Source organism: Kribbella sp. NPDC048837, assembly GCF_055586945.1.
Window position 1 is genome coordinate 1 of sequence record NZ_JBVJHF010000022.1, and the last position, 20,002, is coordinate 20,002.

Genomic DNA, 20,002 nt, shown 5'->3' on the forward strand with positions numbered 1-20,002 from the left:
GCCAGCGGTCATCGCGGTTTCCTTCTTCGAGTCGGTTGTGAGAGATCACTCGAAGGATCACCCGATGACCGCGTTCACGTTCCCCGCGACGCGCCACCAGGATCTCGCCGTACACCACTCTGATGGACTCAACTCCGTTCAACCGGACGTAGAACGTCCGCAATCGCTTCTAGGATGCCGGCAAACCTCTGATGAAGGGCCGGGCGGGCGATGGCTGGTTACGTGGTTGCGCATCTGGACGCTATCGAGGAATTCGACGACGCAGGTTGTCACTACCGGCCGATCCGGCACCAGTTGGGCATCACGGCGTTCGGGGTGACTGCTTGGACCGCCCACGCCGCGGGCGACCTCGTCATCAACGAGCACGACGAAGGCGACCCCACCGCCGACCAGGAACTCTTTCTCGTCCTGCGCGGCCACGCCGTGTTCGAGATCGACGGTGACCAGATCGACGCACCGGCAGGAACTCTCGTCTCCGCCCCGCCCCGCACCAAGCGAACGGCCTCCGCCAAACAGGCAGCGACGACCATCATCGCGATCGAAGGCACCCCTGGAGGCCCCTACGATGCCCGCGGCTGGGAACTGTGGGCTCCGCTCGCACCGCTCTACCAGGCCGACAGGTACGCCGAAGTCGCCGACCGCCTCGGAGCCCTTGTCGCCGCAAGTCCGCAGTACCCCATGCTCTTCTTCAACCTCGCGTGCTGCGAAAGCCGCTGCGGCCGCACAACGGACGCACTCGATCACCTCCGCCGCGCCATCGAGCTGTCAGAAGAGTTCCGCGCCTCCGCACAGACCGACCCCGACCTGGACCCGATCCGCCACGACCCAGCGTTCACGCAACTGATCAACGGCTAAGCCTCGGCCCTGCACACAAGCACCACGCCGTTTGCTCAGGGAACGCAGAACGGCCGGGCGAGTTCGAGGTCGGCGTCGACTCGGCGCAATCCGTCGAAGCCCCACGTGTTGATGCCCTCCAGGTCGACCTCATTGGAGATACGAACGGCGAGGTCGCGCAGCGAACGGGCCAGCCGGGCGTACTCGAGGTGGGTGAGGTCGAGTCCCTCCGCGCCGTACGCCCGCAGGAAGCGCACAGGTTCGGGCTCGCACAAGGCGGCGAACAGGTCGTGCTCGCGCGGCGCCAGCATCGCGTGACCCCAGTCGAGCAGCGCCGTGACGCGACCGTCGCGGTCGACGAGGACGTTGTGCGGGAACAGGTCGTGGTGGCACACGACCTGAGGTACGTCGATCGCGCGCGCCCGTTCGATCACCGCTTCGAGCCGGTCGACGTTGGCCATGACCTCGCCGCGACGATCGCCGATCCAAGGGTGGTCGTGCCGGTCGCGCAGTACCTCGATGCACCACTCGTCCATATCGGTGCGCGGCAGGCCGAGGTCCGCGATCTCGTGCACGGCGCGCATCGCCCGGGCGATCGCCTCGGCGTCGTCCTGCGTTGCTTGACGGCCCACAACGAACGGAAACAGCGCATAGCGCCGGCCATCATGTTCAGAGGTGTACGAGCCGTCGAGCGCCCGCTGCGCCGCAGGAACCGGGATGCCCCGAGCCGCCAACTCAGCGGTCAACTCCAACGCGCCGTCGCTGTCCGGCTGCTGACGCCAGAGCTTCACGAACCAGCGCCCGTCGCTGAACGCATCCGCTTCGAACCCACCCGCATGCGCCCGCAACTCACCCACCTCGACACCGAACGCGTCACGGACCTGAGCCGCCATCGGCGGACGCACTTCACCCCACATCAACCCAGGACGCTATCGCCGACCAGGCAAGCCGGTCGACGGGTTTTCCGATCATCGGCCCGGGTCACTCGGAGCCCAAACACAGTCCAGCGCCGCACCCGCGCCTGCTGTGCAGGCATTCGAGGATCGCTGGGGCAGAATGCCGCGAACGATCTCTACCACCCTCCACATCGCCTGGTCATAGTCCACGAGCGCCTGGCACCGCGCCATCGCCTCCGGCGAGATCACCCATGCAGTCGACGTGCAATGAGCGGTGATCTCCACAGGCGCACACGATCAGGCCTTCTTCGCCCAGCCGGGCAGCTTCAGATCCGCATTCGGCTTCAGGAAGCCGCATGACGACGAAGATCGCGATCGGCGCACTCAATCATTCGATTGTGTCGCAGGGTTGAGGCGCTGAGGGCTGCGATGCGGATCCGATCTGAGTTCCAGGCGGTCGACACGGGGCTGTCCAAAATGTCGGCGTCCTTCGCTACGGTCTAGGCAGAAGGCCAGTTCAGATCCCGAGCCTGGCTCCCGTATCCGTTGACGCTGCATCGAGGTACGCTGAACTGGCCGTCGACGATTGATGACGCCTGATGACGCTTGTTGACGAGCGTCGACAAGCCGAGTAAGCTGCTACTTCAGAGAGTGGGTGCGGTGCCCACGCGCCACAGGCAACGGAGGGTGCTCCATGGACACGATCAAGATTCGTGAGCTGCGCGGCTCGAAGCTCGAGGCCTACGCCCGAGCAGGAGAGATGGTGGGACTGACGCGCAACCGAGCCCTGATTGCTGTGGTGGTCCCAACCATTCAGGCCTGGGTTGAGCACGTCGTCGAGGAGAACTCATCGCGTGTGCGAGCCAACGTGCTTGATGGCGAGATCGAGTTGGCGGGCCCTGCCAAGATGGAGACTCTCGACGATGTGCTCGATGAGACGAGCCAGCGCGAAGAGGCCGCGGCGTCGGATCTGCCTGTCGGCCGCACATCTGGTGATCGACTGTTCGCGACGGCTGGTCAGATGGTCAGGCGGCTGATCCCCGCGTTCAATCCGCCCGGCGAGCAAGCGATCACTTCGTCGGCGAACGTTCGGATTCGAGACCTGTCGGCTCATCGGATCGAGGAGGCCGCCGAGAACAAGGAACTTCTCATCCTCACCAATGATGGGATGCTGCTCGGCATCGTCGTGCCTGTTTCGCAGCACTTGGTGGAGTACTTGATCAACCAGAACATCACCCGCGCCATGTACAAGGCCCACAGGGGTGAGGTGGAGCTGGCGGACGAGGAACGTCCGCTGGTCACGCTCGAAGAGGCAGTCCGCGAGGTCCATCAGCCGTCTTCGGCTCCGGTGTCCGAAAGCCCGAGTGCTCGATGAGTCGAGCGGCCTGATGCCATCACCAGCAGACGAGGCTGCGACGCCGGCTGCGAGCTATGCAGCAGCTACCGCGTCGTTGAGGACAACTGTCCGCTGGTTGCTGACTGCAGCCGCCGGTGTTGGCGGGGTTCTAGTCGCCGGCCTGCAGCTCACCAGCCTTGGCTCCCTCGCGCTGAATGAACTGCGGCTCTGGATCGCTGTCGCCGGTGTTCTGGCGGCGCTGGGGGCGATCGGGTACATGGTGTTCCGCACGAGCCGGATCCTCACCGATGACTGGATCAGCCTCGCTCAGTTGACTGACAAGAACTTCGAGGATCTCTTGCGCGGCACCAGTACGACGACGGAGCTGCTCGACGAGCTCGAAAACTACGAGAACGAGTTGTATGCCCAGGTAGCCGAGAGTGTTCCGGATCTGTCGGCGAAGCTCATCGCAGCCAACAATGCGGCCAGGGAATCTTCCGCGGAGTCAGACGAGGCCAAGCAGGCGACGCGCCTGCGGGAGGCAGCGAACGCTGTCGTGCAGTATGCGAACTACTACGCGACGCGGAAAAAGTCTCTGGCGCTGTACCCACAGCTCGGTATGGCGGCGGCCGTGACCGTCGTCGGGGTGCTTTTGTTTGCTTATGCCGCCAACCCACCTGCCGAGTCGACCCCCACTGCGCCTCCGGCCAGCCAATCGCCAGCACCGTCCCCCGGCGCGTCGCCAGCACCGTCCCCCAGTGCCTCACCAGCGACGACCACGAGTCCGCCAACTCGCTGACACCTTCGGCATGACGAGCCTGTGAATCACCCGCTTTGGCGGTAAAGGCCTTCCTCTGGTGGCAGCAAATCGAACACGATGTATCCCGTCCGGGCGACTTTCCTGTTCTGCTCTCGCTTCAGCCGTGTGAGTTCATCCGAAGTCATCGGCCGATAGATCGCGACGATCGCATTGAAATGCAGCGGGACAGCGATGCATTTCTGCCCATCCCTGACAGGACTGAATCGATACGCAACCCCAGCGTTCGGACCGTCACCGCCCAGTTCAGTGCGCAGACACTCCGCCAGTGCGATCCGTTCCTCCTGGGTCTTCAGCTCCCGCACGAACACCTTTGCCGCTGAGCTGAGGACGACTTCGTACGCAGTCAAGATGACCACCCCCCAATCTCTCGATGATGGGCGCACTACGGCGGGTAAGCAACATCTTGATGTCGTGCCCACAGCGCCGCGTGGAAGCCTCAGTGCTTGTCCATCTCTGCGGGCTGACTTATCGGCCGCGGTCTGGTCATGTAGCCTCATGCAGGCTCTGCCGTGTGGTGTCCCCATGTTGATCTAGATGCAGCGCCGCATTGGGTTTGTTATTCACCGTCGCGCGCACCGCCGGCGGTGGGCGTTGCCCCGGCGCGCGGGATCATTCAGCGCGCTGCGGTCCAATCGGCTTCGGCTGCTCAGCCGTCCGCTGAGGGATGCCATTGGCCTTGAATCGCTGGGATCCGGACCTTGTGGAGCTACGTCCTTTGACCCGCCGCGCGGTCTACCAGCGTCTGAATCGAGCGATTTGATACTGACTTGCTCCGGTGCCGTCCGACGGGCCTCCTCCTCCCGCATCGGTGTCCGCCCTGCATCACCTGCGCCGTCAGTCCCCGGTGCGCGTGCCGGGAGAATGCTGGCTGGCCACCTTGCCCGGGTTGGCGGTTACCGGACCAACCGCCGCTTGAATTTGACGTTTGAGTGCGGCCGCAGATGTCTGACCCGTAGCTCGCCAATCAGCGGCTCCGCGGCCTGTTGCCAGCGTGCACGCGTTCTCGTTGCAGGACAGGGCGGCCTTGGACTGGATAAAGAATTAAGACAAGGCCCCGAGTGGTCAGTGCGAGCTGGTCTATCCGTGTGCGCACCCGGCCCCTATTCGGGGCGGTTGCCATGCTCGATTCGGGATCCACCAGCAATTGCCTCGATGTACTCGGAAGATTCCGGCTGACTCGAAGTACGAAACGGGCTCTGCAAACAGGTCCGAGTTGCAGGCGACTACTGGGATTGCTGGCGGTCAACGGCGCGCAGCATCGCGGTGAGGAGGCCGAACTGATGGGGCCTGGGCTTGCCGAACCGCAGGCGCAGTCAAACTTGCGCACCGTGATGTGAAGTCGAGGTGAGCTCACTGCGGCAGGTTTGCCGCTGCAGCTAGGAGGCGCGGCGGCATCTGTGGAGGCGATTCGGGATGTCATGTTGGTTCGGGCCGCCGCGGTGGCGTAGGTCCTACTGCCAGGAGCGGCGGTCTGGATGCCAGGTGCCGTTGGTTCGTTCGCCGGTGAGGATCTCGTCCAGGCAGGTGCCGGAGAACGTCAGCGCCGCGTTCAGATCCCAGTACTCTCGTGAATACTCTGCGAACCCCGCGGCGGCCCGGGGAAACCCGACGGCCCAGTCTTCACTCGGCGCTTGGACCTTGTTCGGCAGTGTCATCTTGCGTCGGCCGGCTTCCCGCCGAAGGACCGTAGTCAGCCGGACCGCATCGAACGGGATCCCTGCAACGATCCGTACGACGTCAGCCAGATCGCGGTAGCGGGTCGATGTTTCGTCACCGTTCGGGCCGTGCCGTTCGTACAGGGCGCAGATCTTGTCTGCAAGGTGATGTTCGATCGGGGTGGTGGGGACCGACGGCAGGTCTTGCAGGGTCTCGTGATCGATGACCGGTTTCAATCGCACCCGATCGACCGGGGCATCGAGGTGCCGCCGCGTGGTGAGGTCGATGCTGAAGCTCTCGAAGACTTGCCCACCCAGCAGAGCCCGAGCCTTCACCTTGGCGGTTTCGACCCCATAACTGTAGGGATCAGCTTCCCGTTGGATCGTCACCGAATACAGATCGAACGCGAACGGATCTCCGTGGTACGGCCGGTCGGCAAGCTGCCGGAGCTCGGACAACGCCTCTTCGGGACTGGCCCACGGCGTCTCACGGGCCAGATCGACATCCTGGGTGAATCGGCCGCCGCCGGTCCGGATCAGCAGAGCGTTGCCACCCAGCAGCACCCAAGGCACGTCGTGATCCTGAAAGATGCGGCTGAGGAAGATCGCGAAGATGTACTGCTTGCGGACCGGATCAGCCGCGACGCCGCGGCTCTTGGCCTCGTTCGCCAGCTTGGTCCCCAGGGACGCTCTGAGGCGATTCGCTTCCAGCTGAGTCAGTGGTTGTGCCATCGTCGGCATCCCTGTCCTGCCGACGGGCGGCATCTGGTGTTCGATCAGGAACTGCTGCGCCGAGCAGGTCTTGAGTCATTGGGGAGAGGTCGATCCTCGGTGCCAGTTCGCGAAGCTGCTCCGCAAGAGCCTGGCTGATGACACTTTGGAGCTGGGGCGCGAGTGCTCGGAGGAGCTTCTCCTGCAACTCCGGGGCCACCAACTCCAGAACCCGGGTGTCAGGCCGGTAACCAGCTGCCTTGAGCGCAGTAACGAGCAGCGCGTTTCCGTCGGGAGACCTGAACCGTTCCGCCGCCGGCTCGAGCGCCTGCGCGAGGGTGCCGGGAGCGACGTCGGTGGTAGCGACAGCATCGCGGATCGCAGCGGCGAGGTGATCGAAGTCGGTGCCATCGGCAGCCAGGTCTTTGAGAGTGCGGGCGACGGTGGTTACCGGCAGCCCATTGACCCAGGTGACGTCTCCATCCGGCAGATCGCGCTTGCGGTACCGCGTATCTGGCTGCGTAGTCTGCCGGCGTACCGCGGTGGTGAATTCATACTTGGACGGCACCAGGTCACCGAGTCCGTGCACGGCCGCTGCGGACTCACCAGACACTACGGCCAGCGGCTGGTTTCCCGCCGGCTGACTGCCGGTGGCCAACCAGGCTGCACGCAGACCCTGCAATGGCCCGGTGTCGGCCGAGGGGAGTGCATAGACGCCATGACGGACACGCTGCACTGTGCCACGGTCGGCGAGGCGGGAGAGCTGCATCTTGGACACACCTGCCCCGTACGCCTGGGCTGCGGTCACCAGGCCCCACTGACTGGAACCGAGAAGCTCCAGCGATTCCAATACGTCCACTGCGCGCATGACACTCACCTCCTCGTGCTTTGATAGTAACATCTAGACGTTACTTTCAAAGCATCAAGAGGCAAGGATTGGTACCTTTCAAGTATTCAGTCAGGGTCGCATCGATGCAACGTCGGCTGGCCTTCGGGTGAGTAGTCGGCGCACCTCGATCCCACCTGGCCGTAGCGCAGCAGCTTGACGACCACGAGCAGATCGCGCGACCCGGCGGTCAACGCGAGCGGTAGCGAGCAACTCGCCGGCGGCAGCCGGCAAGTATGCACCGGCGATAGCCGGGGCCCGCTCGACAATCACGAGTCGGCGGCACCACGGCGCGGTCGACGCGAGCTGGAGCGAGCAAACCGCCGACGGCAGTCGGCAAGGATGCGCCGGCGGTAGCCGGAGGGTGGGTGGGAGCGCGCGGAGCGGCTGCGACGAGGAGCGGAGCGACGAGGAGTCGCCGCGTAGCACGCGGGGGTCAGGTGCCGTAGGAGAGGCTGAGTTCGTAGTGGTCGGGGTCGAGGAGTTCGTCGGCGTGTTCGGCGAAGCGTTCGTCGGCGGTCCAGCTGGTGCGGGTGGTGTGGAGGAACCAGGTGCCTTCGGGGCGTCTGAGGAGGTCGGCTTCGGCGGGGGTCAGGGGGCGGCCGCGGAGGCGTTGTTCGCAGTGGTCCAGGTAGAGGCCGGCGCGGTTGAGGGTGGTGCTGATCGAGCCGTTGTCGAGACCGCGGTCGGGCAGCGAGCGGAGTGGGTCCAGGGCGGGGATGCGGCTGCGTTCCAGGGAGATCGCCGTACCGTCCAGGAGCTGGCGCACGCGCTCGATCACGATCACGTCGGGGGATTCGAGCCCGATCTGATCGGCCAGGGACGGATCTTCCTCGAGGACGATCCGGATGGTTCGCATCCGGGTCTCGACGCCCTGTTCGGACAGCGCGTGGGTCCAGCCGAGCCGGCCGTCCAGCGGGCGCCCGTCGAACAGTACGAACGATCCCTTGCCGGTGCGGGTGGTGATCAGCTCGTCCTCGGCCAGTACGGCGAGGGCCGCGCGGACCGTGTTCCGGCTGACCGAGAACCGCCGCGCCAGCTCGACCTCCCCGGGGAGCTGCGCACCACGCCGTACGACGCCCGACCGGATCTCCCGGGCCAGCACTTTGGCTACCCGCTCGTGCTTCAACGAGATGCGCCGCATCATCACAACTGGTCGAGGCTGACGATCTCCAGCATCGGTGCGTACAGCCGCATGATGTCGATCGCCTTGTGATGGTTGTCGTCGGTGGACCCGGCGCACGCCTCTTCGACCACCTGCACGTGGATGCCGGCGTCGACCGCGGCGAGGGCCGTGCTGATCACGCAGCAGTCCGTGGTCACGCCGCCCAGGACCAGCCGCCCGTCCGTCCGCGCCGCGAGTTCGGGGCCCCACGCGCCGAACGTGGTCTTGTCCAGCGTTGGAGCGCCCTTGAACTCGTCGACGAGCTGGTAGTCGTCCGCGTCCGGGGGCTGCAGCGCGAACGGGAACGCTTCGTAGTACGGCACCCAGGCACCGGTCGGTTTCTCCGGGGCCACGAAGCGGGTGAAGACGACGTGCGGGGCGAAGCGCTCGATCAGTTGCTTGGTCGGCTCGATCACCCGGCCGAAGTCCGGCGTGGCCCAGCCGGACTCCGGGTCGGCGAAGATCCGTTGCAGGTCGATGAGTGCGAGCACCATCAGGCGATCGTCTCCTGTTGCCGTACGGCGGCGGCCCCGGCCAACCGCTGCACGACGAAGCCGGCGACCAGCGCGACCAGGACGCCGAGGTTGGCGTACGCCCAGTCGCCGGCCTTGCCGCCGAGACCGAGCGGCTCGAGCAGGTAGCCCTGCCAGGTCAGCCAGGACGCGAGCGTGTTCGTGACCAGGCCCCAGCCGATGCCGGTGGCAACGAGCATCGTGAGTACCGGCAGCCACCGGATGTCGCCGTACCGGCCGTTCGGGGCGTAGAGGTCGTCGTTGGTGTAGTCGCGCCGGCGGGTCGCGATGTCGGCGAGCATGATGCCGCACCAGGCCGCGATCGGGACGCCGAGCGTGATCAGGAAGCCCTGGAACTCGCCGAGGAACTCGCCGCCGTAGAACACCACGTAGATGGTCCCGGCGATCATCACCAGGCCGTCGATGAGGGCCGCAACGTACCGCTTCACGGGTACGCCGAGCGACAGCAGAGCGAGACCGGACGAGTAGATGTCCAGCACCGCGCCGCCAACCAGACCGAGCACCGCCACGATCACGAACGGCACCAGGAACCAGGTCGGCAACGCCTCCGCCAGCGCGCCGATCGGGTCGGCCGCGATCGCCTTGCTCAGATCCTCCGACGACCCCGCGAGCAGCAGACCGAAGACCAGCAGTACGACGGGAGCCACCGAGCCGCCGAACGTCGTCCAGCCGACCACGCCCCGGCTCGACGCGCTACGCGGGAGGTACCGGGAGTAGTCCGCGGCCGCGTTCACCCAGCCGAGCCCGAAGCCGGTCATCAGGAACACCAGCGCGCCGATCACCTGCTGCGCCGATCCGCTCGGCAGCGCGGACACCGTGCTCCAGTGGATCTGGTCGGCGACCAGGATGATGTAGACGACGGTCAGTACGCCGGTGACCACGGTGATCACGGTCTGGGCCCGCATGATCAGGTCGAACCCGAGCACGCCGCAAGCCACGATCAGTACGCCGACCACGACCAGCGCGACCACCTTCGTCAGGTTGCCGCCGCCCCAGCCGAGGCGCTCGAACACGGTCGCCGTGGCCAGCGTCGCCAGGATCGTCAGCACGGTCTCCCAGCCGACCGTCAGCAACCACGACACCAGTGACGGCAGTTTGTTGCCGCGGACACCGAACGCCGCCCGGCTGAGCACCATCGTCGGCGCCGAACCGCGCTTGCCGGCCAGCGCGACCAGCCCGCAGAGCAGGAACGAGAAGACGACTCCGATCAGCCCGGCGATCACCGCCTGCCAGAACGAGATCCCGAAGGCGAGCGTGAACGCGCCGTAGCTGATGCCGAGCACGGAGACGTTCGCCGCGAACCACGGCCAGAACAGCTGCGCCGGCCGGCCCTTCCGTTCGGCCTCCGCGATCACGTTGAGCCCGTTGCTCTCCACCGAGAGCGCGCGGGTCTGTTGCACCTCGAGCTGGTCAGCCATGGTGTCTCCCACCCAGGAATGGACCTGTTCAGTCCTGTTCAATCACGGTAGGCCCGCGCGTCGGTGTGGTCAACAATGAATGCCATGCTGAGCAACGCGGTGGACGGGTTCCAACTGGCGTACGACCGGATCGGCGAGGGACCGGCGGTGGTGCTGCTGCACGGCTGGCCGGGGGATCGCACCGACTACCGGGTGCTGGCGCCGATGCTGGCCGAGCGCGGGTTCGAGGTGGTGGTCCCGGATCTGCGCGGGTTCGGCGAGTCCGACAAGCAGTCCATCGATCCCATGGAGTACGGCGTCGCCGCGCAGGGCCGAAGCGTGCTCGGGCTGATCGAGGAACTCGGGCTGGATCGGCCGGTGCTCGCCGGGTACGACGTCGGCAGCCGGATCGCCCAGGGGATCGCCCGGAGCCGGCCTGATCTCATCGACGGGATGGTGATCGCGCCGCCGTTGCCGGGGATCGGGAAGCGGGTGTTCTCCGAGCACGCGCAGGCCGAGTTCTGGTACCAGGCGTTCCACCGGCTGCCGGTGATCGAGGAGCTGATCGACGGCAACCCGGACGCGGTCCGGTCCTACCTGCGGCACTTCTGGACCCACTGGTCCGGGCCCGGGTTCGAGCCGGAGCTCGATCACCTGGTCGAGGTCTACTCGGAGCCGGGCGCGTTCACGGCGTCGATCAGCTGGTACCGGGCCGGCGCGGGGTCGGTCGCCGTGTCGGCGGCCGAGATGGCGCCGCCGTCGTACGACCGGATCGCCGTACCGACGGTGGTGCTGTGGCCCGAGTTCGACCCGCTGTTCCCGCGGGCCTGGTCGGATCGGATCGACGACTTCTTCAGCGACGTACGGCTCCGGCATGTCGACGGTGTCGGGCACTACGCCCCGCTGGAGTACCCGGAGATCCTCGCGGAGGAGATTGTCGGACTAGGCTGACCACATGACCGAGCTGGGGATGCCGACGGTGCGGCCGGCTGTAGGTGCGCTGGCGAAGCTCGCGCCCGAACCGGTCCGGTACCTGCTGAACTGGGGCCGCAAGTACTCGCTCTGGGTGTTCAACTTCGGCCTGGCCTGTTGCGCGATCGAATTCATCGCGGCGTCGATGGGCCGGCACGACTTCATCCGGCTGGGCGTGATCCCGTTCGCGCCCGGTCCGCGGCAGGCCGACCTGATGGTGGTGTCGGGCACCGTGACGGACAAGATGGCGCCGGCGATCAAGCGGCTCTACGACCAGATGCCGGAGCCGAAGTACGTCATCTCGTTCGGCTCCTGCTCGAACTCCGGCGGCCCGTACTGGGACTCCTATTGCGTGACCAAGGGCGTCGACCAGATCATCCCGGTCGACGTCTACGTGCCCGGCTGCCCGCCGCGGCCGGAGGCGCTGCTGCAGGGGATCCTCAAGCTGCAGGAGAAGATCGCCGGCGAGAACATGACGAGCCGGTACGACGAGCCGTCCGCCGCGGCGCTGACCCGCGGCCTGGTGACGCCGTGAGCAACGACTCGGGCACGGACTTGAGCATTGACGCGCTGAACGCGCTGACCCACGCGGGGATCGCCGCGACCTCGGTGGACAGCTTCGGTCCGGCGGCGATCGACGTACCGGCGGAGTCCTGGGTGGCGGCGCACGAGGTGCTGCGGGACGCGGTCGGGTTCACGTTCTTCGATTTCCTGAGTGCTTCGGACGAGCTCGGCGACGGGTTCCGGGTGGTGTCGCACCTCGCCGACTTCTGGGGTGGTTCGCACGTCGAGCATGTGCTCGTCCGCACGCTGATCCCGCGGGACAAGCCGGTACTCGCGTCCTTGTCGGAGCTGTACGCCGGGGCGAACTGGCACGAGCGGGAGACGTTCGAGATGTTCGGCATCACGTTCACCGATCACCCGAACCTGATCCCGTTGCTGCTGCCCGACGGCTTCGAGGGCAACCCGCTGCGCAAGGAGTTCATCCTCGCCTCCCGGGTGGCCAAGCCGTGGCCCGGCGCCAAGGAGCCTGGCGAGTCCGACCACGCCCCCGCCGGCGCGCCCAGCCGTCGCCGCACCCTTCCGCCGGGCGTCCCCGACCCGGAGACCTGGGGTCCTCGCCCACCCGGCTCGCCCGACCCCAGCCCCCTGGCTCCCGCAGAGGCCGCCGCCACCCCCGCCCGTCCCCGCCGAGCCCCCGGCGAACGCCGAGCCCGCAAACAAACCGAACCCGCCGAGCAGCCACCCGCTGCGGAGCCGTCGGCCGACCAGCCGCCCGCCGACCCGCAGGCGTGACCGCGGCCGGCGTTCAGCGGAACTCGTCGGCGTGTTCTTCGGCCCAGTCGTCGAAGGTGAGCGCCGGCCGACCGGTGAGTCGCGCGACGGTGGTGGTGACGGGCTCCGGGTTCTCGACGAGCGTCGACCAGTAGGTGACCGCACTCTCAGCGATCGCGGCCGGAGCGCCCTGGTCCAGCATCGCCTGACGAGCCTCCGCCCCGGACAGCCCTTCGATGCGCATCCTCTTGCCGACGGCCCGCGCGATCGCCTCCACCTGCTCGGCTTGCGTCAGCACCTCCGGCCCGGTCAACTCGTACGCCTCACCGACATGCCGATCGTCCAGCAACGCGAGTACGCCGACCGCCGCAATGTCCCGCTCGTGAATCAGCGAGCGCCCCGCCTCTGGGTACGGCAGCCGGAGCACATCGCCCGAGCGGAACTCCCGAGCCCAAGCCTGCGCGTTCACCGCGAACCCACCCGGCCGCACGAACGTCCAGTCCTTCCCCGCGTCCCGCAACAACTGCTCGACCTCACCCCACACCCCGCCGGACGGCGCGCTCAACGACGACAGGTACACCACGCGCTTCGGCAGTTCCGCCACGACCGCGGCAGCGCCGGACGCATCGAACGACGGCCACAGCAGGAACGCCGCATCCACGTCGCCCGCAGCCCGTCGTACCGTGGCCGGATCGTAGAGATCGCCCTGGACCAACTCGACGTCCGGCGGCAGCTCCGCGGCGTCCGGCGTACGCACGAGCGCCCGAACGGTCACGCCCGCCGCGCGCAACCCTTCCACGACGTGCCGGCCGACGCGCCCGGTCGCTCCGGTGACGAGAACGGTGGTCATCTGAGTCTCCTTCAGCGTGTTCACCCGACCCACCTTTGGACCTGAACGGTGGTTGAGGTCAAGCCGGAGTCGATAGGGTGCGGTCATGCTGGAGTTCGTGGTGCGGGTGGTGGGCGTCCTGGTCGCCTTCCTGGTGGCGCCCTTGCTGGTCGGTCAGGCCGAGCACAAGGTGATGGCGCACATGCAGTCACGGCTCGGCCCGATGTACGCCGGTGCCTTCCACGGCTGGGCGCAGCTGGTCGCGGACGGCGTGAAGTTCGTCCAGAAGGAGAGCGTGGTCCCGGCCGCCGCGGACCGGCGGGTGTTCGAGTGGGCCCCGATCGTCGCGATCCTGCCGTACATGGCCGCCCTCGCCGCCATTCCGCTCGCGCCGGGCATCGTCGGGGCGGACCTCGACTCCGGTCTGTTCTTCGTGCTCGCGGTGATGAGCATCGGCGTGCTCGGATCGCTGATGGCCGGGTGGGGGAGCGGCAACAAGTACAGCCTGCTCGGCGGGCTCCGGGTCGCGGCACAGCTGATGAGCTACGAGCTGCCGTTCGTCCTGTCCGCGGCGAGCGTCGCGGTCGCGGCCGGCACCCTCGACCTGACCGGCATCGCCCACGCGTGGAACCCGTGGTGGCTGCTCTGGCAGCTGCCCGGCATGATCGTGTTCTTCATCGCCGGCCTGGCCGAGTTGCAGCGGCCGCCGTTCGACATGCCGGTCGCGGACTCCGAGGTCATCTTCGGCCCCTACACCGAGTACACCGGGCTCCGGTTCGCGATGTTCCTGCTCGCCGAGTACGCCGGGATCGTGATCCTCGCGGGTCTGACGACCGTGCTGTTCCTGGGTGGCTGGAGTGGTCCGGGACCGGAGTCGATCGGCTGGATCTGGACTCTGGTGAAGGTCGCCTTCGTGGCGGTCGTGGTGATCTGGGTCCGCGTCTCGTTCCCGCGGATGCGCGCCGACCAGCTCCAGAAGCTCGCCTGGCAAGGCCTGGTGCCGGTGGCGCTCCTCCAGTTAGCGCTCACCGGCATCGGCGTCACCCTGTTCTGAGAGCTTCTGTAGGCGATAGGCGGGCAGCCCGGATGGCCGGATAGAGACCTGCCAGTCCACCGATCACTAGCGTTGCCGCGACCCCGCCGGCTAGCGACCAGACGGGGATGACCGTCAGCCAGTTCTGGTACGACGCGTACGCCGCGGTGACCGCGGATCCGAGCAACGCCCCGCCGGCGCCGCCCAGCGCGGACAGCAACAGGGACTCGGTCAGGAACTGGGTCCGGATCTGCCCGCGGGTCGCCCCGAGCGACCGGCGCAAACCGATTTCGGCCCGCCGTTCCAGCACCGAGATCACCATGATGTTGGCCACCCCGACCCCACCGACCAGCAGCGCGACCGCACCGAGCCCGAGCAGCAGCCCGGTGAAGGCCTGGCCCGCGGCCTGCTTCGCGGCGAGGGCGTCGGACGGCCGGGACACGTCGACCTCGTTCGGCGCCTCCGGGTTGGCCGTTGCCCCGAGCACCGATCGGACCGCCTCCACCTGGGCGTCGTCGGACCGGGTGTAGATGGTCGTCGGATGCCCGTCGAAGTCGAGCGTGCTGGTCGCCGCCGGCCAGCCCATCAGCACGGCGCTGTCCAGTTCGGGCGCGAGCGCCGCCGGCTCGAGAATGCCGAGTACGGTGAACCGCTTGTTGCCGATCAGCACCTGGGTGTCCGGACCCGCCTTGGTGATCCCGAGCCGGTCGGCGGCGCTCGCCCCGAGCACGGTCGCCGGATAGCTGCCGGTCGCCGCGTCCAGCCACTTCCCGCTGCGGACGGTCGCGCCGATGGTGTCGAGCAGGTTCGTACGAGCGGCGTACGGGATGATGCCGTTGGTCTCGACGGCCGGGATCTTGGTGCTCCGGTAGACCGAGGCGTCGTCCACCTTGCCGACCGCGGCCTCGGCGCGGACCGGGCCGATCCGGCGGACCATCGCCTCCGCGGCGAGCGGTAGCTGCGCCTGTTCGCCGGTCAGCTTGGTGCCCGGGGTGACGGTCAGCAGATTGGTGCCTAGGGCATCGAGTTGGCCGTCGAGCTCGGCCCGCGAGGACGACGAGATGCCGACCACGGCGACCATCGCGGCGATCCCGATCGCGATGCCCAGGGCGGAGAGGAAGGCTCGCGTCGGCCGCGTTCGCAGTCCGACCGCCCCGACCCGGACGACATCCCTTGGCCCGAGGCTTGCGGGTTTGAGTTCGCCGTTCATGCCCGTACCTCCTCGAGGATGACGCCGTCCCGCATCCGCACCTGGCGGGGCAGAGACGCGGCGATGTCGCGGTCGTGCGTGATGACGACGACCGTCGTACCCGCTGCGTGCAGGTCCCGGAGCAGTTCCATCACCCCGGCACCCGACGCCGAGTCCAGCGCGCCGGTCGGCTCATCGGCCAGCAGTACGGCGGGTTCGCCGGCGACCGCCCGTGCCACCGCGACCCGCTGCCGCTCACCGCCGGACAGCTCATGCGGTTCGTGGTCCATCCGGTGGCCGAGCCCGACCCGTTCCAGGGCAGCCGCGGCCCGCTTCCGCCGTACGGCCGGCCGCAGACCCGAGTAGAGGAGCCCGTCCGCCACGTTGTCCAGCGCCCGTACGCCGGACGCCAGGTGGAACTGCTGGAACACGAAGCCGATCCGGGTCGCCCGGAGCGCGGACAGACCCGAGTCCGAGAGCCGCGCCACGTCGTACCGGTCGATCCGGACCGTGCCGGAGGTCGGCCGGTCGAGCGTGCCGAGCACGTTGAGCATCGTCGACTTGCCGGAGCCGGACGGCCCGACGATCGCGACCAGCTCACCGCGGTCGATCCGCAGACTGACGCCGCCGAGGGCGGTCACGCCGCCCGGGTACACCTTGGTCACCTCGGTCAGCTCGATCACTTCGGGATCCCCACCGCGGCGCCGGCCTTGATCCCGGTGCCGCTGATCTCGACCTGACCGCTCGCGAACAGGCCGGTCTTCACCGGCACGTAGTGCGACGACGTACCGTCGGTGACCTCGACCCCGAAGCCGCCCTCGCGCAGCGCGACCAGCGCGGCCACCGGGACGGTCAGCACGTTCTTGCGTTCCGAGGCGGTGAAGGTGACGTCGACGGACGCGAGCGACCAGGCCGCCACCGCCTTCTGGTTGTCGATGGCAACGATCACCTCGACCTTGGTCTCCGGGTCCTTGTCCGGGCTGTCGGCCGGGATGATCTTCGTCGACACCTTGTCCACCCGGCCGGGGACGGTCTTCCCGTCCGGTAGCGCGACGGTGACCGCTGCGTCGGGCTTGGCCAGGCGCTGGTCGGCGACGTCCAGTTCGACCGTGACCGCTTTCTCGGTGCCGGTGTAGGTGAGCACGTTCTGGGTCGGGCCGATCGGTGCGCCCTCCTGCGCTTCCACGCTGTCGACGCGGATGTGGCCGGGTGCGAAGAGGACACTGCCGAGTTCGACCACACCGGTCTCGTCGAGGCCGAGGTCCTCCTGCCATTCCTCGACCGCTTCCGCCGTGGCCGCGGTGTACTCGTCGTCGACGGTGAAGCCGGTGTAACCCATCGCACTGAGGTTCTGCTCGAGTTGCAGGACGTCAGTGCCCTCGCTGCCGTTCGCGAGTCGCCGGTACGCCGGGAGTGCGCCGTACAGGAGCGTGGTCGGCTTGTTGTCGACGCTGTAGACGGTGTTGCCGCGTTTGAGTTCCTGACCGCTGTCGGGCAGGCCGGTGATCGTCCCCGCGACCCGGGTGACCGCGGTGGACGTCGTACCGAAGCCGAGGTCACCGTCCTCGGTCTCGGTGTCCTTGAGGGTCTGCTGGGTGACCTTGGCGGTGTTGACCGGCAGTGCCTGCGCGGTCTGGTTCGCTGCTTGGCTGGTGTCGCCCCGGTTCACCAGGAAGGCGCTGACGGCCCCTCCGGCGGCCAGGACGACCACAGCGGTCCAGGCTCTGCGCATCACTTGCCTGCCAGAATCGGCTGGCAGGTCTGCTGCGCCTTCTGGAAGTCGGGGTCCTCACCGACCTCCGGGCCGATCATGACGCCGCGCTGACCGGGCGTGGGGTCCGGGAACTTCTCCACGCCGTTCTTCCGCATGCACTCCGCGAACTTGCGGCCGTTCTCGTCCTGCTGCGGGTTCGCGCTGCTCTCGCCCTGCGGGTTGTACTGCTGGCACGCCTCCATCGCCTTCTGGACCTGCTCCGGACTGACGCCGGAGCTCTTGTCGAACTTGAACATCGGCGGCTTGCCGGGCTCTGGGTCCGGCACGTTCAGCCCTTGTTCCCGCAGGCACTGCGTGAACTTGACCGCCATCTCGTCCCGGCTCAGGCTGGCCGGCGCACTGCTCGGCGCGGTGGACTGGGGCTGGGCGCCAGTGCCCGAGGCGACCTGCGTGCCGGGATCCTTCGCGCCGCATCCGGCCAGCAGGAACGCCGCCAGGACGACGGCCAGAGTGGTCTTGCGCATCATCTCTCCTTGGATCGGTTCAGGCCTGACAGCCTTCGCCGGACGCCGTTTCCGCACCGTTTCCGTGGGCGCTAACACTGGGGAAACACCGCTGTCGGGGATCATGGGAGGCGTGCGTGTGCTGGTGGTCGAGGACGAACCGTTGCTGGCGGCAGCGATCGCGGAGTGGTTGCGCGACGACGCGCATGCCGTCGATGTGACCGGGGACGGCGGCGCCGCGCTCGAACGGCTGGCTGTGAACGCGTACGACGTACTCGTCCTGGATCGCGACATCCCCGTCGTCCACGGAGACGAGGTGTGCCGGCAGTTGGTGGAGTCCGGCTCGGCCACGCGAGTACTGATGCTGACGGCGGCGGCTGCGGTCACCGACCGGGTTTCCGGGCTCGGACTGGGTGCGGACGACTACCTGACCAAGCCGTTCGCCTTCGCCGAGCTGGCGGCCCGGGTGCTGGCCCTGGGGCGGCGGAGTCGTCCGGCGGACCCGCCCGTACTGCGTCGTGCCGGTGTGACGCTCGATCCGGCCCGGCACGAGGTGTTCCGGGACGGTCGGTACGTGCCGCTGTCGAAGAAGGAGTTCGCCGTACTCGCGGAACTACTCCGAGCCGACGGCGCCACGGTGTCGGCCGAACAACTGCTGGAGAAGGCATGGGACGAGCACGTGGATCCGTTCACCGGAGCGGTCCGGCTGACCATCCTCAAGCTGCGCCGGAAGCTGGGGGAGCCGGCACTGGTGGAGACCGTCACCGGCGTCGGGTACCGCATCCCGTGAGGCGGCTGACGCTGCGGGGGCGGCTCACGCTGATCTATGGCGGTCTGTTCATGGTGGCCGGAGTACTGCTGCTCGGTGTCACCTATGCGCTGTTCAGCAACAACCTCGGGCAGCAGTACCGGGTGATCGTGCAGGGCACGTACCTCAGCCCGGCACCTTCCACTGGTGCACCGCCGAAGCCGAACCAGGTCTATGTGATGAACAAAGACGGCGACGTGCTGACTGGCTCGGACGCCGAGCGGGTGCTCGAGCAGCAGCGCGAACAGGTCCGCCAGGCGGCGATCAAGTCGTTCCTGACCCAGGGCAGCATCGCACTGGTCGTGGTGGCCGGATTGGCAGCCGGCTTCGGCTGGCTGGTCGCCGGCCGAGTCCTGGCACCCCTGCACCAGGTCACCGAGACTGCCCGGCGCATTGCGTCAGCACCCGCCGCCGGACACGGTCTGCACGAGCGGATCGCCCTGCGCGGCCCCGACGACGAGGTGAAGAACCTGGCCGACGCCTTCGACACCATGGTCGAGCGCCTCGACCACTCCTTCGACGGCCAACGCCGCTTCGTCGCCAACGCCTCCCACGAACTCCGCACCCCGCTGACCCTCGGCCGCGCCCTCGTCGAAGTCGCGATGCACCGCCGTACGGCGTCTCCCGACGTGAAGGAGCTCGGCGAGAGCCTCCTCACCATCAACGCCCGCCACGAACAACTCATCGACGGCCTCCTGATCCTCGCCGACTCCGAGAAGGCCCTCACCGCCGTCTACCCCGTCAACCTCGCCGACGTCGTCAACCACGTCACCGCTCAACTCGCCCCCGAAGCGGGGGCAGCCGGCATCGAGCTCATCCGCGGCCCCGGCGATTCGCCGACCCGCGGCGACGCCTTGCTCCTGGAACGCCTGGTCCACAACCTCGTCGAGAACGGCATCCGCCACAACCTCGCCGAGGGCGACCGCTGGGTCCGCGTTCTCAGCAACACCGTCGGCGACCATGTAGAGCTCGTCGTCACCAACACCGGCCCCGAAATCCCGCCGTACGAGATCGACTCCCTCTTCAAACCCTTCTACCGCCTGGGCACCGAACGCCTCGTCACCGGCAAAGGCGCCGGCCTGGGCCTCTCGATCGTCCGCTCAGTAACCGAAGCCCACCACGGCACCATCAAAGCCATCCCCCGCGAAGCAGGCGGCCTGGAAATCACCGTCACCCTCCTCCGCGACCCCACCTAGCCACCTCCGCAAAGCACACCGCCTCCCGCAAAGGACACCGCTGCGCGGCGGCAGTTCTATTAGCCGCCTCCGGCGGCGCCGCGGACCGCCCTCCGCCCAACTGAGATCGGCGGACGGACTGCTGCGGGTGCGGCAGTGGTAGTGAAAGGACACCGGGTCAAGTCCCGTGAGGTGGTGTACGACGTTTGGTCCTTCGTCGTTGTCGGGTTAGGCGCTGATCGCGCCTGCGGTTTGGGAGTTCTCCTCGGTG

22 protein-coding genes are annotated in these 20,002 nt (G+C 67.6%); 9 read left to right on the forward strand and 13 right to left on the reverse strand.

The genetic code is table 11. From position 1 onward, the window contains the following. Positions 1–210: 210 nt before the first annotated feature. Positions 211–855 carry a cupin domain-containing protein gene (locus ACZ6O0_RS43955; protein WP_465771081.1) on the forward strand — a complete coding sequence of 215 codons (645 nt, stop codon included), beginning with the start codon at positions 211–213 and terminating at the stop codon, positions 853–855. Positions 856–890: 35 nt separating this feature from the next. Here ACZ6O0_RS43955 and ACZ6O0_RS43960 read toward each other — a convergent pair whose 3' ends face one another. Both ACZ6O0_RS43960 and ACZ6O0_RS43965 read right to left on the reverse strand, forming a co-directional pair. Beyond that, complete coding sequence (locus ACZ6O0_RS43960) at positions 891–1,751, reverse strand: phosphotransferase enzyme family protein (protein WP_465771082.1); 861 nt, start codon at positions 1,749–1,751, stop codon at positions 891–893. Positions 1,752–1,929: 178 nt separating this feature from the next. Beyond that, positions 1,930–2,118, reverse strand: coding sequence for a hypothetical protein (locus ACZ6O0_RS43965; protein ID WP_465771083.1), 189 nt, complete (start codon positions 2,116–2,118; stop codon positions 1,930–1,932). Positions 2,119–2,424: 306 nt separating this feature from the next. On the opposite strand from ACZ6O0_RS43965, the gene ACZ6O0_RS43970 reads away from it, so the two are divergent. Both ACZ6O0_RS43970 and ACZ6O0_RS43975 read left to right on the forward strand, forming a co-directional pair. Further along, complete coding sequence (locus ACZ6O0_RS43970) at positions 2,425–3,105, forward strand: hypothetical protein (protein ID WP_465771084.1); 681 nt, start codon at positions 2,425–2,427, stop codon at positions 3,103–3,105. Between the two features lie 97 nt (positions 3,106–3,202). Then, positions 3,203–3,865, forward strand: a complete 663-nt coding sequence (locus ACZ6O0_RS43975) for a hypothetical protein (RefSeq protein WP_465771085.1) — start codon at positions 3,203–3,205, stop codon at positions 3,863–3,865. Between the two features lie 26 nt (positions 3,866–3,891). Here the strand turns inward: ACZ6O0_RS43975 and ACZ6O0_RS43980 are convergent, their stop codons facing one another. From ACZ6O0_RS43980 to ACZ6O0_RS44005, 6 genes are all read right to left on the reverse strand, one after another. Next, complete coding sequence (locus tag ACZ6O0_RS43980) at positions 3,892–4,233, reverse strand: hypothetical protein (RefSeq protein ID WP_465771087.1); 342 nt, start codon at positions 4,231–4,233, stop codon at positions 3,892–3,894. Positions 4,234–5,337: 1,104 nt separating this feature from the next. After that, the gene (locus ACZ6O0_RS43985) at positions 5,338–6,273 is read right to left on the reverse strand and encodes a nucleotidyl transferase AbiEii/AbiGii toxin family protein (RefSeq protein ID WP_465771088.1); all 936 of its coding nucleotides are present in this window, start codon (positions 6,271–6,273) and stop codon (positions 5,338–5,340) included. After that, positions 6,176–7,120: a type IV toxin-antitoxin system AbiEi family antitoxin domain-containing protein gene (locus tag ACZ6O0_RS43990; RefSeq protein WP_465771089.1), complete on the reverse strand. Its 945-nt coding sequence runs from the start codon at positions 7,118–7,120 to the stop codon at positions 6,176–6,178. The genes ACZ6O0_RS43985 and ACZ6O0_RS43990 overlap by 98 nt, the downstream gene beginning before the upstream one ends. 454 nt (positions 7,121–7,574) lie before the next feature. After that, positions 7,575–8,285 (reverse strand): GntR family transcriptional regulator, encoded by a 711-nt coding sequence (locus ACZ6O0_RS43995; RefSeq protein WP_465771090.1) that lies wholly within the window; start codon positions 8,283–8,285, stop codon positions 7,575–7,577. Further along, positions 8,285–8,797: a cysteine hydrolase family protein gene (locus tag ACZ6O0_RS44000; RefSeq protein WP_465771091.1), complete on the reverse strand. Its 513-nt coding sequence runs from the start codon at positions 8,795–8,797 to the stop codon at positions 8,285–8,287. The genes ACZ6O0_RS43995 and ACZ6O0_RS44000 overlap by 1 nt, the downstream gene beginning before the upstream one ends. After that, on the reverse strand, positions 8,797–10,254 hold the full coding sequence (locus ACZ6O0_RS44005) for a purine-cytosine permease family protein (protein WP_465771092.1): 1,458 nt from the start codon (positions 10,252–10,254) through the stop codon (positions 8,797–8,799). Before ACZ6O0_RS44005 ends, ACZ6O0_RS44000 begins: the two co-directional genes overlap by 1 nt. 84 nt (positions 10,255–10,338) lie before the next feature. Here ACZ6O0_RS44005 and ACZ6O0_RS44010 point away from each other — a divergent pair, with 84 nt between their 5' ends. From ACZ6O0_RS44010 to ACZ6O0_RS44020, 3 genes are read left to right on the forward strand one after another with little or no spacing between them, the layout of a single operon-like run. Beyond that, on the forward strand, positions 10,339–11,184 hold the full coding sequence (locus tag ACZ6O0_RS44010) for an alpha/beta fold hydrolase (protein ID WP_465771093.1): 846 nt from the start codon (positions 10,339–10,341) through the stop codon (positions 11,182–11,184). Between the two features lie 4 nt (positions 11,185–11,188). Then, complete coding sequence (locus ACZ6O0_RS44015; RefSeq protein ID WP_465771094.1) at positions 11,189–11,740, forward strand: NADH-quinone oxidoreductase subunit B; 552 nt, start codon at positions 11,189–11,191, stop codon at positions 11,738–11,740. Further along, positions 11,737–12,501: an NADH-quinone oxidoreductase subunit C gene (locus ACZ6O0_RS44020; protein ID WP_465771095.1), complete on the forward strand. Its 765-nt coding sequence runs from the start codon at positions 11,737–11,739 to the stop codon at positions 12,499–12,501. The genes ACZ6O0_RS44015 and ACZ6O0_RS44020 overlap by 4 nt, the downstream gene beginning before the upstream one ends. A gap of 13 nt (positions 12,502–12,514) precedes the next feature. Here ACZ6O0_RS44020 and ACZ6O0_RS44025 read toward each other — a convergent pair whose 3' ends face one another. Beyond that, complete coding sequence (locus ACZ6O0_RS44025) at positions 12,515–13,330, reverse strand: SDR family oxidoreductase (RefSeq protein ID WP_465771096.1); 816 nt, start codon at positions 13,328–13,330, stop codon at positions 12,515–12,517. A gap of 85 nt (positions 13,331–13,415) precedes the next feature. Here ACZ6O0_RS44025 and ACZ6O0_RS44030 point away from each other — a divergent pair, with 85 nt between their 5' ends. Next, complete coding sequence (locus ACZ6O0_RS44030; RefSeq protein WP_465771097.1) at positions 13,416–14,363, forward strand: complex I subunit 1/NuoH family protein; 948 nt, start codon at positions 13,416–13,418, stop codon at positions 14,361–14,363. Here ACZ6O0_RS44030 and ACZ6O0_RS44035 read toward each other — a convergent pair. The 4 genes from ACZ6O0_RS44035 to ACZ6O0_RS44050 are packed head-to-tail and all read right to left on the reverse strand — an operon-like array spanning position 14,350 to position 17,769. Further along, positions 14,350–15,552 (reverse strand): ABC transporter permease, encoded by a 1,203-nt coding sequence (locus ACZ6O0_RS44035; RefSeq protein WP_465771098.1) that lies wholly within the window; start codon positions 15,550–15,552, stop codon positions 14,350–14,352. The genes ACZ6O0_RS44030 and ACZ6O0_RS44035 overlap by 14 nt on opposite strands. Beyond that, entirely contained in the window at positions 15,549–16,214 is a 666-nt protein-coding gene (locus ACZ6O0_RS44040; protein ID WP_465771099.1) for an ABC transporter ATP-binding protein, read from the reverse strand. Before ACZ6O0_RS44040 ends, ACZ6O0_RS44035 begins: the two co-directional genes overlap by 4 nt. Continuing rightward, positions 16,211–17,263, reverse strand: coding sequence for a peptidoglycan-binding protein (locus ACZ6O0_RS44045; RefSeq protein WP_465771100.1), 1,053 nt, complete (start codon positions 17,261–17,263; stop codon positions 16,211–16,213). Before ACZ6O0_RS44045 ends, ACZ6O0_RS44040 begins: the two co-directional genes overlap by 4 nt. Beyond that, on the reverse strand, positions 17,263–17,769 hold the full coding sequence (locus tag ACZ6O0_RS44050; protein ID WP_465771101.1) for a hypothetical protein: 507 nt from the start codon (positions 17,767–17,769) through the stop codon (positions 17,263–17,265). The genes ACZ6O0_RS44045 and ACZ6O0_RS44050 overlap by 1 nt, the downstream gene beginning before the upstream one ends. A 112-nt stretch (positions 17,770–17,881) precedes the next feature. On the opposite strand from ACZ6O0_RS44050, the gene ACZ6O0_RS44055 reads away from it, so the two are divergent. Further along, entirely contained in the window at positions 17,882–18,538 is a 657-nt protein-coding gene (locus ACZ6O0_RS44055; RefSeq protein WP_465771102.1) for a response regulator transcription factor, read from the forward strand. Continuing rightward, positions 18,535–19,752: a sensor histidine kinase gene (locus ACZ6O0_RS44060; RefSeq protein WP_465771103.1), complete on the forward strand. Its 1,218-nt coding sequence runs from the start codon at positions 18,535–18,537 to the stop codon at positions 19,750–19,752. Before ACZ6O0_RS44055 ends, ACZ6O0_RS44060 begins: the two co-directional genes overlap by 4 nt. The last annotated feature ends 250 nt before the right edge of the window (positions 19,753–20,002 follow it).

Coding starts and splice junctions, on each gene's coding strand:
- ACZ6O0_RS43955 (WP_465771081.1), top strand. CDS start 211: ATGGCTGGTTACGTGGTTGCGCATCTGGACGCTATCGAGGAATTCGAC.
- ACZ6O0_RS43960 (WP_465771082.1), bottom strand. CDS start 1,751: ATGTGGGGTGAAGTGCGTCCGCCGATGGCGGCTCAGGTCCGTGACGCG.
- ACZ6O0_RS43970 (WP_465771084.1), top strand. CDS start 2,425: ATGGACACGATCAAGATTCGTGAGCTGCGCGGCTCGAAGCTCGAGGCC.
- ACZ6O0_RS43985 (WP_465771088.1), bottom strand. CDS start 6,273: ATGGCACAACCACTGACTCAGCTGGAAGCGAATCGCCTCAGAGCGTCC.
- ACZ6O0_RS43990 (WP_465771089.1), bottom strand. CDS start 7,120: ATGCGCGCAGTGGACGTATTGGAATCGCTGGAGCTTCTCGGTTCCAGT.
- ACZ6O0_RS43995 (WP_465771090.1), bottom strand. CDS start 8,285: ATGATGCGGCGCATCTCGTTGAAGCACGAGCGGGTAGCCAAAGTGCTG.
- ACZ6O0_RS44000 (WP_465771091.1), bottom strand. CDS start 8,797: ATGGTGCTCGCACTCATCGACCTGCAACGGATCTTCGCCGACCCGGAG.
- ACZ6O0_RS44005 (WP_465771092.1), bottom strand. CDS start 10,254: ATGGCTGACCAGCTCGAGGTGCAACAGACCCGCGCGCTCTCGGTGGAG.
- ACZ6O0_RS44010 (WP_465771093.1), top strand. CDS start 10,339: ATGCTGAGCAACGCGGTGGACGGGTTCCAACTGGCGTACGACCGGATC.
- ACZ6O0_RS44015 (WP_465771094.1), top strand. CDS start 11,189: ATGACCGAGCTGGGGATGCCGACGGTGCGGCCGGCTGTAGGTGCGCTG.
- ACZ6O0_RS44025 (WP_465771096.1), bottom strand. CDS start 13,330: ATGACCACCGTTCTCGTCACCGGAGCGACCGGGCGCGTCGGCCGGCAC.
- ACZ6O0_RS44030 (WP_465771097.1), top strand. CDS start 13,416: ATGCTGGAGTTCGTGGTGCGGGTGGTGGGCGTCCTGGTCGCCTTCCTG.
- ACZ6O0_RS44035 (WP_465771098.1), bottom strand. CDS start 15,552: ATGAACGGCGAACTCAAACCCGCAAGCCTCGGGCCAAGGGATGTCGTC.
- ACZ6O0_RS44045 (WP_465771100.1), bottom strand. CDS start 17,263: ATGCGCAGAGCCTGGACCGCTGTGGTCGTCCTGGCCGCCGGAGGGGCC.
- ACZ6O0_RS44050 (WP_465771101.1), bottom strand. CDS start 17,769: ATGCGCAAGACCACTCTGGCCGTCGTCCTGGCGGCGTTCCTGCTGGCC.